The organism is Endozoicomonas elysicola (assembly GCF_000710775.1).
Taxonomy (GTDB): domain Bacteria; phylum Pseudomonadota; class Gammaproteobacteria; order Pseudomonadales; family Endozoicomonadaceae; genus Endozoicomonas; species Endozoicomonas elysicola.
In genome coordinates this window covers 4420159-4434812 of the sequence record NZ_JOJP01000001.1, presented here as the reverse complement: position 1 = coordinate 4434812, position 14654 = coordinate 4420159, and the positions used below count along the sequence as shown (strand labels likewise).

Genomic DNA, 14654 nt, shown 5'->3' with positions numbered 1-14654 from the left:
TTATTTTTTGGTACTAAGTACCATAATTTTTCTCGTTTATCCCAAAGGGGCAACACTTTTCAGAATCAACCTGACCAGCATGGTTTGCCGGGTAACACCCGTTTTGGAAAATATTGAGCGCAGATGAGCTCGGGCGGTATTACGGCTGATAAACAGGGTCTCTGATGCTTCATCCAGAGTCAGGCCATTGGCCAGATGCATGGCCAGCTGAGCTTCTGCTGGTGTGAGATCAAACAGGGTTTTGACAATGTCCTGAGCGGGTTGTGACTGTCTTTCCGGATCACTGACAAATATTGCGATACAGGGGCGCTTTCCCGTTCCGGACCATTGGGTTGATGGTATTGAGCGAATAATAATTCCAAGGTCACGTTTCCCGGACAGGCGGGCAATACGCATTGCCTGTACGATGGAGGGTGTGTTGTTTCGTTGATGGGCCAGGGTTTCCTTGATCAGTTCCCTGAATCTGCGTGTATCCTGCTGTGTGCCAATTTGTAAGGTGCGGTTATTGACTCTCAGGCCGTCATCTTCATTTTCCAGTTCTTTAGCGACTTGATTGATTTCAAGAACCTTGCCTTCTTCATCAAGTATGATGGTTCCTACTGCCAGCTGGTCCACTGCGCCAGCATAAAGATTGCGCTCAGCCTCCATACGATTCAACTGCATATGCAATTGAACAGACCGCTTGAGGTGGGGGATCAGGGTTTCAATAATTCCTTTGTCATCCTGATCAAAGCCTTTGTCTTCTGTCCCGCGGCTGATTCTTAAACTGCATTTGGCACCGTCAGGTGTGTAGATATCTGCTCCTAAAATATGGTGCACATTTATAGGGGCTAGAAACTGTTGAAAATATTCGGACTGGTGCCGTTCATCTTCAGGAATAAATTCATCCAGGGTTACCACTTGCCCGCTGGGCAGATCTACAAAGGGATCCAAAGCAAAAAAGTGCTCATTATAGGAGGTCAGCGCTTCATTATGATGGTCACCGCCAGTACTGAGAATCAGACCTTCACTATCTTGTGATGGCGGACGTAAAATAAGTGTAGAGAAACTGGCGCCAATCTGCCGTTCCAGCGTTTCCAGAAATAGCTTCCAGGGAACTTTGCTTTGTAATCCCCCGTACAGCTTGTCCACCAAATCACTGAATGCTTCAACACTGATGGTTTTGCTCATTAGGCATTTCTTCGTTTTATGATCCGAATGGTAATCGGAAGATCCATTTGAGCGTGATTATTACCTGTTTTAGGTAGAAATACCAAGGTCGTTTACAGGCTCTGTAGCTTTCATGCATTAAAGTGTCGTTAGTCTCTTCAGACGATGAGAGTTAACCGTACAGCCGCAAAAATTCATCATTGACTTCGCCTGTCTTCTGGGACTACTTCAGCAGCAAGCTGGATAAGGGTTGTGTTACCACAATCATGGCGATACCGGTAACCTTCTTATTTTCCGGACAAGGCAATGAATAATAATAAAAACGAGTTTTCTAAAGGTGTGGCGCTGGTAGTTGGTGGCAGCGGTGGTGTTGGTGCTGCAGTCTGTCATCGTCTGGCAGAGCAGGGCGCGACTGTCGCACTGACTTACAACAAGAACCGGGATAAAGCGCTGGAAGTGGTTGCTTCTCTGGCCAAAGCCGGTGGGCAGGCAGAAGCTTTTCAGCTCAATATGGGGGACAAGGAAAGCGCTGAGAAACTGTTTGCTGACCTTGCCGAGCAGTATGGCAATATTCATACCGTCGTGCTTGCTACTGGTTATGATATCCCCCAGCAGTTTATTTCAGAAACGACACCGGAGCTCTGGCAGGACATTATCCAATCGGATGTGAATGGCTTTTTCAATATTGCGCATACGGCCATTCCTTATCTGAGAAAAGAGGGTGGTGGTTCTATTGTACATATCAGCTCTGCGGGTCTGTTCCGTTTCCCCGCCCGGGATGTCCTCTCTGTTGCACCAAAGGCGGCCATTGAAAGCCTGATAAAAGGGATTGCAAAAGAAGAAGGTGCTTATGGTGTACGGGCAAACAGTGTTGCCATTGGTGTTATTGAAACCGGCATATTTTTAAGGCTGAAAGGCACGGCGTTTGATCAGGAATGGGAGGATGCGGTACTGCAGAACCTCTGCCTGAAACGCTTTGGTCAGGCTGAAGAAGTGGCCGATGCCGTGAGCTTCCTGGCTTCCAACCGGGCACGTTATATTACCGGGCAGATTATTTGTGTAGATGGCGGGTACCACGTTTAAGTCATCAATATCCCTAACAGCGATTCCCATAATAACGACAAGGGGAAACTAACTTGGACAGCAGCAATAATAAAAAAGGCGGGAGCAAACCCTGGGACACCATTGTTGATGTGGTGGTCGTGGGATCTGGTGCAGGGGCATTAACCGCTTCACTGCGTGCCCATGATCTGGGCCTGAAAACGCTGGTCGTGGAAAAAACAGAACAATATGGCGGTACTTCAGCCATCTCCGGTGGTGGCATCTGGATTCCAAACAGCTTTCAGATGCAGGCCATGGGAGTAAAAGACTCTGATGAGGTAGCCGTCGATTACATCAAACGGGTTATTGGAGAAGAGCCGGGTGATGGCCGGATTGAAGCCTATGTGGCCAATGCCAAGAAAATGCTCCGTTACCTCGAAGAGAACACCAGGGTTCGTTATGAAGCCCAGTCAGCCTATGCGGATTACTACCCTGAGCTGCCAGGCGGAATGCCGGGCTATCGCTCCATGGATCCCATGCCTTTTCATGCCAGCAAGCTGGGCAGTGAATTTGAAAACCTGAGACCGACGACACCTGCCACGTTGATGCTGGGGCGAATGGCCATGACCATGAAAGAGGCGCGTGTATTGCTCTGTCGTGGTAAAGGTTTTCTGCTGACCAATATGAGAATCATGTGGCGCTATTATCGGGATATTTTCTGGCGGCTGAAGTCCAAACGGGATCGATTTCTCACCCTGGGAAATGCGCTGATTGCCGCTTTACGTGCCTCCATGCTGGATAGAGATATTCCCCTGTGGTTGAACAGCCCAATGGAATCGCTGGTGGAAGAAAACGGTCAGGTTATCGGGGTGGTAGTTAACCGTGATGGCAAACCGTTAAGGGTAAAGGCCAGGAAAGGGGTGATCATTGGTGCCGGAGGCTTTGAAAGCAATCAGGCCATGCGGGATCAATACCATCCTCAACCTTCACAGAGTCTCTGGAGTGCTGCACCAGAAGGCATTAATACCGGGGACGGCATTCAGGCAGGCCAGAACCTTGGGGCTGCAACGGCATTAATGGAGCACAGCTGGTGGGCACCGACCAGTCATGTTGAGGCTGAAACACGCTCCAGAGCCATGTTTGTAGAGCGTGCTTTACCCAATTGTATTCTGGTCAATAAAGACGGCAAGCGCTTTATGAATGAAGCCGCCCCTTATAACGACTTTGGAGACGGTATGTATGGTACCGAATCTGTACCATGCTGGTTTGTTTTTGATGCTCAATACCGCCATAAATACCCCTGTGGAGCCTTATTGCCGGGTTACGCTGTGCCAGATAAAGCGGTGCCGAAGCGTTATAAAAACTTCTTCCAGAAAGCGGAAAGTCTTGAGGCTCTGGCAGAAAAGATTGGGGTAGATGCATCGGGCCTGCAAGAGACTGTTGTCAATTACAATCAGTACTCAGCAGAAGGCAAAGACCCTGAGTTTGGCAAAGGAGATTCTTTGTTTGACCGTTATTACGGTGACCCCAATACAACGCCTAACCCCTGTCTTGGCCCTTTGGAGAAAGGCCCATTCTATGCGGTGAAAGTTAATATCGGTGATATTGGCACCAAAGGTGGCCTGGTTACCGACGTCGATGGTCAGGTACTTAAAGAGGATGGCTCTCCAATCTCTGGACTTTACGCAATTGGCAATACCTCTGCTTCGGTCATGAAGCAAACCTATCCTGGTGCCGGTTCAACCATCGGCCCAGCCATGACCTTTGGTTATCTTTCGGCAAACCATGTTGCGCAGCGTCAGGTAGATGCCCGTACTGTTAAAGCGGCTGAGAATACTCAGGAGAATAAAAATGCTGTTGAAGCCTGATTCGGTTGTTCTGGTGACTGGTGCCAGCCGTGGTGTTGGTAAGGGGATCGCCCTGGCGCTGGCAGAAAGTGGTGCCACGGTTTATGTTACCGGGAGAAGTCAGCAGGAAGGTGATGCCCCTTTACCGGGAACGGTATTCGCCACTGCTGAAGCAGTCAATGAGCGTGGTGGCAAGGGCATTGCTGTGGTCTGTGATCACAGTGATGATGCTCAGGTTGAGAAACTGTTTGAGCGGATTCAGAAAGAGTCTGGCCGTCTGGATGTGCTGGTGAATAATGCCACTGCCGTTCCTGATGAGTTGACCCAAACTGGCCCATTCTGGCAGAAGAGCCTGTCACTTCTGGATATTCTGGATGTTGGGATGCGCTCCACCTATGTTGCCAGCTATTACGGCGCAAAAATTATGGCAGAGCAGAAACAGGGCTTGATTGTTCATACATCGTCGTTTGGTGGTCGCTGCTATATGCATGGTCCGGCCTATGGCGGTGGCAAGGCTGCGGTGGACAAGTTTGCGGCGGATATGGGGGTTGATCTCAAGCCTCATAATGTCGCCTGTATTTCGCTCTGGTTAGGCCTGGTTCTGACAGAGCGTACCCAGCGTGTATTTGATGCTGAACCTGAAAAATACGCAGACCTGGCTGCGACTGCAGAATCTCCCGAGTTTGGCGGACGTGTGATTGCCGCTCTGGCAAACAGTGATGATATGCTGGAGAGAACGGGGCGAATCTGGGTTGGCGCAGAGCTGGCAGAAGAACTCGGAGTAAAGGATGTGAATGGTGCACAGCCCCCTTCACATCGGGCATTCCTGGGTGGGCCGGCAATACCTAACCCTGCGGTTATTGAATAGCGCTCTCTTGTCTAAAATGTCTGGCCTCATTAAGGTGAGGCCGTCGTTATCCTGCTTTACTGTATTCCTTTAATAATCCTCTTCTCGTTTCATCTTTTTCGCTAGCCTGGATGATCAGGCAAACCATAATCAATCCCATACCAAACCATCCAGTTAGTGCAATTACTTCCTTGACGATAATTACTGCAAGACAAACTGCAACCACCGGCTCAAACAAGGTTAATAAGGTTGCCTTGCTGGCCGGTATGAATCGCAGGCCAAAACCGAAGCAGAGATAGCCCAGAAACATAGGGACCAAGGCCAGATACCAGACAGCTACTGTATTCTCAATGCTTGAGAACAAATGTTCACCGGTAAACAGAAGTGTTGGCAGTAAGATGAGTGAGGCGCAGCAAAAAATACTCCCCATGGCTGATGTTGAATGTGCTCCTTGTTCCATTAATTTCTTGGCGGCGCAGGTATACCCGGCATAAGTCAGTGCCGCCAGCAATCCAAGCAGTACCCCTATCTGTCTGCTTGAATCCTCAATGATAGCCTGGGTGCTATAAGCGTCTGATAAGGTGAGTAATACAATACCTGATGCTCCAAGCACTGCACTGAATAGCCAGCGAAAGGTGATCTGCTTTTTATTAAGCAGCAGGCGCTCAATAATCACGGTCATAAAAGGAGCGCTGGCGATGGAAATCACATTGCCAACAGCGACGCCGGCGAAGTGCATCGATGAGTAAAAGGCTTGCGGATACACCGTTAAAGAGAGAGAACCGATGAGTATTATTCGCCAGGAATGACTGAGTAATAGACACTCTTCTATCAATTTTTTTCTGGCGGTAAGGGCCAGTAATATGCCGCCGATGCCCATGGAAAAAGCACCAACCGCCATGGGGTTTACATCCGATATAAAACTGGCTGCAGCACCAGTGGTTCCCCACATTAAAGCAGATAACAGCACTGCAATGCTGCCTTGGCGGCTGGTATTGATATTTCTCAAAGCATACTTCATTTCCCTGCTCCCTGAGTTGTCATCTTCTTAGCATCTAAGGGTATAGGAGAGATTCAGCATGCACTTTGCTGAAAAGACGCTATGGCTGTTTGATCAGGCGCTTTTCAGGGGCTAGCGGGTAAACGCTTTTGGAGACAGGCCGAAATGGGAGGTGAAACGACGGCTGAAGGCAGAAACATCGTTGTAGCCAACACGTTCTGCAATCAGCTGGATGGGCAGGTCGGTATGGGTCAGCAATGCCTTAGCCTTTTCCATGCGTTTCTTGATAATGTGCTGAATAGCAGTGCAACCGACGGCTTCTTTAAATCGCTTTTTGAACTGCGTAGGACTCAGGCAGGCGATGCTGGCCAGACGGTCTATCGTTAGCTCCGTTTCCAGATGATCAACAATATAAGCGAGGATTGGGCGGATACGAGGGTCCAAGAACTTATTGCCACTTTCCTGTTCCAGCAGGCCGACAAAAACCTCAAGGATTGCTGACTCTATTTTGTTATTCACCTGCCGCTCCAGTTGTTTTTCAACGAAGTGCAGAAAACTGGTTAATGGTGAGGAAATGGCAAAAATCACAAACTCAAGTGCCATCAGGTTGGCAGGCAGTTCCGATAAATCTGCGACGATAAATCGTGCCGCCTCATCGGCATTAAAATGGTGCTCCACGCCGGCCCTGATAACCACGCATTCACCAACAGCGACCTTCCCCCGGTAATCATGGAGCTCAATGCCAATGGTTCCCTGGATAGGCAGAACCAATTGATGGAAGTCGTGAGTGTGTGCCTGTGTTGTTCTGGTATACGAGCGAATGCTCAGACTGTTTTCCATGGATTCCGTCCAACTCCAGTGGCTGCCGCTTTATTCCCTTGCTGATATTAGAACAGAAAGTAACCGGGCAAGGTATCAGTTAGCGATTTGAGGTCATGGAGAGGCCGCATATTGATAGCCGACAATGGCCGGTTTTTGTAATTGAGGGCTGTTATTGGCTGCGTAGAATGGTGTATATCGGAGATCCGGCTTCTTTTTGGGTTTAAAGACGCGGTTCGAATTGGTTGATCAGATAAACAGTAATGATTCAGCAGGGTAGTCTGTTTTCAGACCATCTTCTGAATCCTGGATACAGTGAACAAGCCAGAAAAGCGGTATTTTCATGGAAAATAACAATAAAGAACTGGAAGCCCGAATGGCTGCCACGATTGGTGTTGAGGTGGGTCCACAGCGAAGCTGGGATCCCGTCAATCTTCCAATGATCCGTCACTGGTGTCAGGCCATGGGCGATGATAACCCCATGTACACCAATCTGGAATATGCAGAGCAATCCGACCAGGGATCAATTATTGCACCACCCACCATGATTCAGGCCTGGACCATGAAAGGTGTGACGGAAACGCCGGCACCGGGTTCAGTTCCCAGAACTGAAGAACAGCCATACGTTCTCGATATGCTGGACGAAGCGGGCTATGTCTCTGTTGTGGCGGTTAACTGTGATCAGGAGTATTTCAGTTACGTCAAGCCCGGTGATGATATCTCCCATACCATGACCATTGAGTCGATCTCCGAACTGAAGCACACGGCCCTGGGTGAAGGGTATTTTGTTACTGAACTGTGGACGTTTATTAATCAGGACAATGAAAAAGTTGCAGAGATGCGCTTCCGTCTGTTGAAGTTCAAAGCTCCCCAACAGGCTCAGCGTCCGGCCAGTGCCGACAGCCAGAGCAATAAGCCCAAGGCACCTCAACGTCCCCGTCCGGGATTGAATCGAGACAACGCATTTTTCTGGGAAGGCTTAAAGCAGGGCAGGCTATTAATCCAGCGTTGTACTTCCTGTCAGACCCTGAGGCATCCCCCTTCCCCAATGTGCCCAAGCTGCCAGTCTCTGGAAAAAGACGTGGTAGAAGCCAGTGGTAAGGGTGTGGTTCACAGCTTTGTCAACCTGCATCATCCAGCACTGCCCGCCTTTGATGATCCGAACCCTATTGCTCTGGTGGAGCTGGAAGAAGGCACAAGACTGGTCGCAGGGTTGATCAATATTGAGCCGGAAGACGTCCGTATTGGTATGCCGGTGAAGGCTGAAATTACCCAGTGTGATGATGAGCTGACACTGGCTCTGTTCAGTCCGGTAACAGAATAAATCTGGAAAGCATGATCAGGTGTTGTTGCTCCGATGGTTGGTCGGAGATTGAGGCAACATTTTATAAGAATAAAAAAGAGAATAGCGGAGTCAGTGTAATGGATTTTTCATTTAGTGAAGATCAGGGAGCGATTCGGGATCTGGCAAAACAGATTCTGTCTGATCAGGCAACCGAGACCCGTCTGAACCAGCTGAAAGCTGAAGGTGAAGGGTTTGATAAAAACCTCTGGTATCAGTTTGCAGAATCCGGGCTGCTGGGGATGGCCATTCCTGAATCATCTGGCGGCAGTGGTTTTGGTTTAACAGAGCTCTGCCTGATGCTCGAAGAACAGGGGCGGCATGTTGCCCCTATGCCACTGCTTCCTTCCCTGGTGCTGGCGGCACTGCCGATTGCCCGCTTTGGTTCAAAAGAGCAGCAGGAAAAATACCTGAAGCCACTGGCTTGCGGTGAACACATTCTCACGGCGGCATTTGCCGAGCAGAGTATGCCTGAGGCCATCAGGTCTGAAGCGACAGTCTCCACCAATGGCGACAGCCTGCTTCTGAACGGCACTCGTGAGTGTGTACCGTACGCAGGTGAAGCCAGGGCTATTTTGATGCCAGCAACGGATGAGTCGGGTAAAACGGTATTGCTTCTGGTGGATGCCCAGGCGGCGGGTGTTGAGCTGACCCCGCAGAACAGTACTCATGGCGAACCCCTTTATACCGTGCAAATGGCCGACGTTGCTGTTAGACCACAAGATGTTCTGGTGGATGCTGAGAGTGGTGAAAAAGCATTGGAGTGGATCATTGCCCGTGGTCAGGTGGCTGCTGCTGCGACAATGGTTGGTGTGACTGAAGAGGCCTTACGACGTACGGCTGAATACACGACAGAGCGTAAACAATTTGGTAAGACCATTGCCGGATTCCAAAGCACCACCATGCGTTGCGCAGACGCTTACATCGATATTGAAGCCATGCGCTCCACATACTGGCAGGCGCTCTGGCAACTTGAAGAAGAAAAGGCAGCCGCACCGGCCGTTGCTACCGCTAAATGGTGGGCCTGCATCGGTGGTGGTCGTGTGGTTCATACCGCCCAGCACCTGCATGGCGGTATTGGTGCCGATATTGACTATCCACTCCACCGTTACTTCCTTTGGGCCAAGCAGCTCGAGCTGAGCCTGGGTGGTGGTACCTATCAGCAGGCGGCACTGGGTGCACTGCTGGCGGATGAATCAGCAGAGGTCAATGTATTATGAGTGGGCTCGTGATTGATAATCAGGACAAGACGCAGCAGTTTAATAATCTGCGTTTCGATCAGGTAGACGTTGGCCAGAAGCTCCCGGTTCAGGAGATAGACGTCACAACGCGTCTTATTGTTTCGACGGCACTGGCCTCTCGGGACTATCAAAATGTTCATCATGACCGGGATCAGGCTCAGGCTCTGGGCTCTCAAGATATCTTTATGAATATTCTGACCACCAATGGTCTGGTTGGCCGTTTTATTACGGACTGGACCGGACCAAAAGGGCGTCTGAAATCAGTCAAGATAAAGCTGGGTGTGCCTAATTATGCCGGTGATGTCATGAAACTGGTTGGCAAAGTGCAGGACAAACGGGAAGTATCAGGAGAAAACCTGGTAGAAGTTGCTGTGACTGGTAAGAACAGCATGGGGAATCATGTCACGGGTACCGTAGTGGTCGCCTTGCCGGCAGTAGACCGGGGAGAATAAGAAATGGCAGCAGGATCTCTCAGTGGCCAGGCCGCAATTGTCGGCATTGGTGCAACCGAATTTTCCAAGAACTCTGGCCGCAGTGAAATGACGCTGGCCGTGGAATGTGTAACTTCAGCGTTGGAAGATGCCGGTATTCATCCCTCCGAAGTGGATGGTCTGGTCACCTTCACCCTGGATAATAACCCTGAAATAGAGATATTTCGTGAGATCGGTGGGGAAGAGCTCAAGTTCTTCAGTCGGATTCATTATGGTGGTGGCGCAGCCTGTGCAACCGTACAGCAGGCGGCGATGGCGGTGGCCAGTGGAGTGTGTGAGGTTGTCGTTTGTTACCGTGCGATGAATGAGCGCTCGGAATACCGTTTTGGTGCCGGCATGCAGGACACCCAGGCACAGGCCGATTTTGAAACGGCACATTATGGCTGGTATATCCCCCATGGTCTGGTTACTCCAGCTTCCTGGGTAGCCATGTGTGCACAGCGTTATATGTATGAAACGGGTGCCACGACAGAGGACTTTGGGCGGGTGGCGGTTGCTGCACGACAATTTGCTGCTACTAACCCCAATGCCTGGTTCTATGAACAGCCCATCACCCTGGACGATCATCAGAACTCCCGCTGGATCTGTGAGCCACTGCGTCTGCTGGATTGCTGTCAGGAAAGTGATGGAGGTGTGGCCCTGGTCATTACTTCTGCGGAGCGTGCAAAAAAGCTGAATCATAAACCTGCTCTGATTAAGGGTGCGGCACAGGGTGCCTGTGATGATCCGCAGATGATGACTCACTTCTACCGGCAGGATATCACCCGACTGAGCGAGGTGGGTCTGGTTGCCAAGCAGCTTTACCGCCAGGCAGGTCTGACTCCGGACGATATTCAGACGGCGGTGATCTATGATCACTTCACACCGTTTGTACTGCCACAGCTGGAAGAGTTTGGCTTCTGCGATAAGGGAACTGCGAAAGATTTTATCCGCGATGGCCAGATCACCATGGGAGGAAGGCTGCCTATCAATACCCATGGTGGGCAGATTGGTGAAGCCTATATCCATGGCATGAATGGTATTGCCGAGGCTGTGCGTCAGGTGCGGGGCAGTGCTGTGAATCAGGTTGATCAGGTAAATAATGTGCTGGTATCTGCCGGTACCGGTGTTCCTACCAGTGGCTTGATACTGGGCCAGTGAACATATCAAATGCAGGCCGCCGGGGGACCTGGCTCTCTTCAGGCATAACTTCCATCATGATGGAAGTTATGCCACACCCATCGTTTACATTTCTTCTCTAAGCTCCTTAACCAGCAACATCATTCCTTTTTTCAACAGATCTCTGTGATCAACCTTATTCAGTCGATGAAGATTATTTTTCACACTTGTAAACGGCTGGATACTGTCCATATCAATCGCTATACCCTGACCCTCACTGTTATTAAATGCTGTATTCAGGCAAACAGCACCCAGCAGATTTTGAAACAGGATAAAAAAGCTTTCGATGGCGGTTTCTATGGAAAAACCGACATCCTCCAACGTCATCAGACATTCGTCCATAACGGCCAGCGCACCGGGTTTTAACTGGATCTGACCAAAGAGCGTAATCCAGCCCGGCTCACTGCAAAGTGCTGCGTACATTTTATCCGATGTGTGCAAAAGCCACTGTTCCCAGTTAAGCGGGCTGTCGGGCAAAACCCGGGCATTGATAATGAATTGATCCAGCATCGCCGCCTGAAGTGCTTCTTTATCATCAAAATAGCGATAGATGGCCATGGGGGTCACTGACAGGCGGTCTGCAAGTTTGCGAAAGCTGACATTGTGAACACTGTCTTCGGAGGCGAGGATCAGAGCCATATCGACAATTTGCTGCTGGCTCAGTGCTGCTCTTTTCATGGTTTTCCTGACTGCGTTAACTCTTTCCATAAGTGTTGCAAAAATTAGTATACGGTGTAAACTTTGTTTTTGTATACAGTGTATACTTGTGGTTTGAAAAGAGTATTCGAAAACAATAAAAACAACTGTCCCGGATGGATCTACCAATGCAATCCCTTTTCTTTCATAGCCGACGACTTCTGTTGTCTTATCTCTATCAGGGATTCCTGATGTCACTGAGTTGGGCGTTAAGTATTAAGAAACCCTTTATGCTGGTGCTCTATTTTTCTATGGCGTGCATCCTCTGTGGCATCGGTTTTACGGTGTGGCCGGATACGCTGGCAGCTGTTTTTCATTTCAATAATCTGGATGCGGTTGCCAGAACGGATATTCAGTCCTATTACGGAACCATGCTCATTGCACTGGGCGTGGTATTGGCGGCAGCCTGCAAAACTGAAACCGGTGGACGGGTAGCACTGATGGTGATTGCCGGCTTTGCCGTTGGTTCTGCGGTAGGGCGCATCATAGGTTTTATTCAGGGTGCGCCGGTCATGAGCATTCATGGTGTACTGGTCGTAATTGAGTCCCTGCTGTTTTACCAGGCAGTGACTGTTTTACAACGTCAGAAGCAGCGGGATCAGGAACATAAGAGGGAAGTGTTGCCCATTCTGAATCCGAAAACACCAGAAGAGTTTCGGCCCCTGAGTCAGAGTAATTTTACGGAGCCATTTGAATATTATCGGATGCTTCGGGATCATTATCCGGTTTATAAAATGCCGGGAAAAGATTTTTACTGTATTTCCCGCTTTGAAGATATACAGGCCGTGAGTAAGGACACCGCTGCCTTTTCTTCAAAACTGATGGAGATATTGGTCAGGGGACGCTCCCGGAATCCGGATAAAAAAGGAAAAACGCTGGCAGAACGGCTTGGTGAACTGGGTGTGGTTCCTGTGGATGTACTGGCTTTGCAGGATCCGCCTATCCATAAAGAAGAGCGAAAGGTTGGCCACAGCGGGTTTAATGCGCACTTTGTGAAAAGTCTGGAAAAGGAAGTGGAAGATCTCTGCGACGAGATGATGGATGAATTCCTGCCCAAGGGGAATGTTGAGTTTGTACAGGATTTTGCCTGGCGCTTGCCCATGCGCCTGATTATCCGGTTACTGGGATTGCCGGAAGACGATTTTGAGCAGATCAAATACTGGTGTATGCAGGGTATACGCTCACTGAGCGGTACCGCCAGTCGGGTGGAGCTGATCGAAATCGGTGTGAGCAGTGCACAGTTTACCCGTTATCTCTGGAAGCATTACCTTGAAGCCAAAAAGAATCCGCCTGCCAACTTTACCGGAACACTGATCAAAAACAGTGCTGACCCGGACAGTATTATCAATGATCAGAGAGCAATCGCTATTATTTTGCAGCTGTTGATTGCTGGCAGTGATTCCTCTGCCAGCTCCATGGGCAGTGCGGTCAGGGTGCTGGCCAGGGAGCCTGAGCTTGAGAAGGCGCTCCGGGCTGAGCCAGATAAAATTCCGCTGTTTATTGAAGAGGTGTTTCGGACGGAGTCGGCATTCCAGGGGCATTTCCGGGTCACCACACGGGAAGTGGAGATGCATGGCGTCACCATTCCTTCGGGTGCTCAGGTCTTTCTGATGTGGGCTTCCGGAAATCGGGATGAGCGGTTCTGGGATAACCCGGAAGTGTTTGATATGAACCGGCGACATGTGAAGAAGCACCTGACCTTTGGCTTTGGTGTACACGCCTGCATTGGTCGGGAACTGGCGCGAATGGAGATTCGTATCGTACTGAAAAAGCTGCTTGAGAAAACCAGCCAGTTTGCCATTGTGGGAGATAGTCCTTATGAGGCCAGCATCTTTGCCCGTACTTTGCTAAAGTTACCTTTGGCTTTTGAGGTTGCTGATAAAAAGGATCTGGCTCCTCAATCGGATATGGACTCCGAAGCACTCTTTGGTAAGGAAGCAAACAACGAAAAAGAAGCAGAGTATGTCAGCATTTAATCAAGAAACCGTATTAACCGTGAAGCATTGGAACGATACACTGTTCAGCTTCACCACAACCCGTGACTCATCGCTCAGGTTTCATAATGGCCATTTTGTCATGCTTGGTCTTGAGGTTGAGGGGAAACCATTGATGCGGGCATACAGTATTGCCAGTGCCAACTATGAGGAGCACCTTGAGTTCCTCAGCATCAAAGTGCCTGATGGGCCTCTGACTTCCAGACTTCAGCATTTAAAGCAGGGGGATTCGGTGCTGGTGAGTCGCAAGCCGGTTGGTACACTGGTGGTGGGGGATTTGAAGCCAGCCCAGAACCTGTTCCTTTTTGCTACCGGAACCGGTCTTGCTCCGTTTATGAGCATTATCAAAGACCCTGAAACCTATGAGCGATTTGAGAAGGTTATTCTTGTCCATGGTGTTCGCTACGTCAGTGAGCTGGCTTATCACGACTACCTGCTGGATGATTTGCCCAGCCATGAATACCTGGGTGAAGAGATCCGTCAAAAGCTGATCTACTACCCAACCGTCACCCGTGAATTATTCAGAAATACAGGTCGGCTGACGGATCTGATTACCGGTGGCCAGCTGTGTAATGATCTTGATCTTCCTCCGCTGAATCCGGAAACCGATAAGGCTATGATCTGTGGAAGCCAGGCCATGCTGAATGATACCTGTGACATTCTGGACAGTTTGGGTTTTACAGCATCGGCACATACCGGTGATGTGGCTGACTATGTTATTGAAAGAGCTTTTGTTGAGAAGTAATTGGAGAAATAGCACATAAAACAGAAAAACACTCCCTCCTCTTAATTGGCCAGTTCTTTCTGGCCAATTACTTCCCGAGCTGTATTTTTGTGCGTTTTTTGAGCGAATTATCGTTTTTCTTGTGTTATCCGATCCGTTTGGAGAAAAAAAAACGCCTGAAAGATCGGCTAATAAGCCTGAAATAGCTGGTTATGTTCAAATACCTTTCAGTTCAGGGGAATAGGGTGGATCCCTGACAACATAACAATAATCAGAAAGCGAATAGCTCTTGTTTTGGGGGCATC

At 49.5% G+C, this 14654-nt stretch carries 13 protein-coding genes; 9 read left to right on the top strand and 4 right to left on the bottom strand.

Annotated elements, in window-relative coordinates:
- Positions 1–36: 36 nt before the first annotated feature.
- Positions 37–1170 carry a helix-turn-helix transcriptional regulator gene (locus GV64_RS18690; protein WP_020581302.1) on the bottom strand — a complete coding sequence of 378 codons (1134 nt, stop codon included), beginning with the start codon at positions 1168–1170 and terminating at the stop codon, positions 37–39.
- Between the two features lie 285 nt (positions 1171–1455).
- Here GV64_RS18690 and GV64_RS18685 point away from each other — a divergent pair, with 285 nt between their 5' ends.
- Genes GV64_RS18685 through GV64_RS18675 form a run of 3 tightly spaced genes read left to right on the top strand, consistent with a single transcriptional unit; the run spans position 1456 to position 4905 of the window.
- Positions 1456–2232, top strand: a complete 777-nt coding sequence (locus GV64_RS18685) for an SDR family NAD(P)-dependent oxidoreductase (protein WP_020581301.1) — start codon at positions 1456–1458, stop codon at positions 2230–2232.
- 53 nt (positions 2233–2285) lie between these two features.
- Positions 2286–4058, top strand: a complete 1773-nt coding sequence (locus GV64_RS18680; RefSeq protein ID WP_020581300.1) for an FAD-binding protein — start codon at positions 2286–2288, stop codon at positions 4056–4058.
- Positions 4042–4905 (top strand): SDR family NAD(P)-dependent oxidoreductase, encoded by an 864-nt coding sequence (locus GV64_RS18675; RefSeq protein ID WP_020581299.1) that lies wholly within the window; start codon positions 4042–4044, stop codon positions 4903–4905. Before GV64_RS18680 ends, GV64_RS18675 begins: the two co-directional genes overlap by 17 nt.
- A 46-nt stretch (positions 4906–4951) precedes the next feature.
- Here GV64_RS18675 and GV64_RS18670 read toward each other — a convergent pair whose 3' ends face one another.
- Together GV64_RS18670 and GV64_RS18665 are read right to left on the bottom strand one after the other, a co-directional pair.
- Complete coding sequence (locus GV64_RS18670) at positions 4952–5905, bottom strand: DMT family transporter (RefSeq protein WP_020581298.1); 954 nt, start codon at positions 5903–5905, stop codon at positions 4952–4954.
- Between the two features lie 111 nt (positions 5906–6016).
- The gene (locus GV64_RS18665; RefSeq protein WP_020581297.1) at positions 6017–6724 is read right to left on the bottom strand and encodes an AraC family transcriptional regulator; all 708 of its coding nucleotides are present in this window, start codon (positions 6722–6724) and stop codon (positions 6017–6019) included.
- A gap of 322 nt (positions 6725–7046) precedes the next feature.
- Here GV64_RS18665 and GV64_RS18660 point away from each other — a divergent pair, with 322 nt between their 5' ends.
- From GV64_RS18660 to GV64_RS18645, 4 genes are all read left to right on the top strand, one after another.
- Positions 7047–8027 carry a bifunctional MaoC family dehydratase N-terminal/OB-fold nucleic acid binding domain-containing protein gene (locus GV64_RS18660; protein ID WP_020581295.1) on the top strand — a complete coding sequence of 327 codons (981 nt, stop codon included), beginning with the start codon at positions 7047–7049 and terminating at the stop codon, positions 8025–8027.
- Positions 8028–8125: 98 nt separating this feature from the next.
- Positions 8126–9265 carry an acyl-CoA dehydrogenase family protein gene (locus GV64_RS18655; protein ID WP_026258072.1) on the top strand — a complete coding sequence of 380 codons (1140 nt, stop codon included), beginning with the start codon at positions 8126–8128 and terminating at the stop codon, positions 9263–9265.
- Positions 9262–9738, top strand: a complete 477-nt coding sequence (locus tag GV64_RS18650; protein ID WP_020581293.1) for a MaoC family dehydratase — start codon at positions 9262–9264, stop codon at positions 9736–9738. Before GV64_RS18655 ends, GV64_RS18650 begins: the two co-directional genes overlap by 4 nt.
- Before the next feature lie 3 nt (positions 9739–9741).
- Positions 9742–10917 carry a lipid-transfer protein gene (locus GV64_RS18645; protein WP_020581292.1) on the top strand — a complete coding sequence of 392 codons (1176 nt, stop codon included), beginning with the start codon at positions 9742–9744 and terminating at the stop codon, positions 10915–10917.
- A gap of 84 nt (positions 10918–11001) precedes the next feature.
- Here GV64_RS18645 and GV64_RS18640 read toward each other — a convergent pair whose 3' ends face one another.
- Positions 11002–11613 (bottom strand): TetR/AcrR family transcriptional regulator, encoded by a 612-nt coding sequence (locus GV64_RS18640; protein WP_020581291.1) that lies wholly within the window; start codon positions 11611–11613, stop codon positions 11002–11004.
- A gap of 146 nt (positions 11614–11759) precedes the next feature.
- On the opposite strand from GV64_RS18640, the gene GV64_RS18635 reads away from it, so the two are divergent.
- Both GV64_RS18635 and GV64_RS18630 read left to right on the top strand, forming a co-directional pair.
- Positions 11760–13607: a cytochrome P450 gene (locus GV64_RS18635; RefSeq protein WP_157236917.1), complete on the top strand. Its 1848-nt coding sequence runs from the start codon at positions 11760–11762 to the stop codon at positions 13605–13607.
- Entirely contained in the window at positions 13594–14370 is a 777-nt protein-coding gene (locus tag GV64_RS18630; RefSeq protein WP_020581289.1) for a ferredoxin--NADP reductase, read from the top strand. The genes GV64_RS18635 and GV64_RS18630 overlap by 14 nt, the downstream gene beginning before the upstream one ends.
- The last annotated feature ends 284 nt before the right edge of the window (positions 14371–14654 follow it).

Excerpts from the sequence above, each read along its gene's own strand:
- GV64_RS18690 (WP_020581302.1), bottom strand. The coding sequence starts at position 1,170 with ATGAGCAAAACCATCAGTGTTGAAGCATTCAGTGATTTGGTGGACAAG.
- GV64_RS18685 (WP_020581301.1), top strand. The coding sequence starts at position 1,456 with ATGAATAATAATAAAAACGAGTTTTCTAAAGGTGTGGCGCTGGTAGTT.
- GV64_RS18675 (WP_020581299.1), top strand. The coding sequence starts at position 4,042 with ATGCTGTTGAAGCCTGATTCGGTTGTTCTGGTGACTGGTGCCAGCCGT.
- GV64_RS18670 (WP_020581298.1), bottom strand. The coding sequence starts at position 5,905 with ATGAAGTATGCTTTGAGAAATATCAATACCAGCCGCCAAGGCAGCATT.
- GV64_RS18665 (WP_020581297.1), bottom strand. The coding sequence starts at position 6,724 with ATGGAAAACAGTCTGAGCATTCGCTCGTATACCAGAACAACACAGGCA.
- GV64_RS18660 (WP_020581295.1), top strand. The coding sequence starts at position 7,047 with ATGGAAAATAACAATAAAGAACTGGAAGCCCGAATGGCTGCCACGATT.
- GV64_RS18655 (WP_026258072.1), top strand. The coding sequence starts at position 8,126 with ATGGATTTTTCATTTAGTGAAGATCAGGGAGCGATTCGGGATCTGGCA.
- GV64_RS18650 (WP_020581293.1), top strand. The coding sequence starts at position 9,262 with ATGAGTGGGCTCGTGATTGATAATCAGGACAAGACGCAGCAGTTTAAT.
- GV64_RS18645 (WP_020581292.1), top strand. The coding sequence starts at position 9,742 with ATGGCAGCAGGATCTCTCAGTGGCCAGGCCGCAATTGTCGGCATTGGT.
- GV64_RS18640 (WP_020581291.1), bottom strand. The coding sequence starts at position 11,613 with ATGAAAAGAGCAGCACTGAGCCAGCAGCAAATTGTCGATATGGCTCTG.
- GV64_RS18635 (WP_157236917.1), top strand. The coding sequence starts at position 11,760 with ATGCAATCCCTTTTCTTTCATAGCCGACGACTTCTGTTGTCTTATCTC.
- GV64_RS18630 (WP_020581289.1), top strand. The coding sequence starts at position 13,594 with ATGTCAGCATTTAATCAAGAAACCGTATTAACCGTGAAGCATTGGAAC.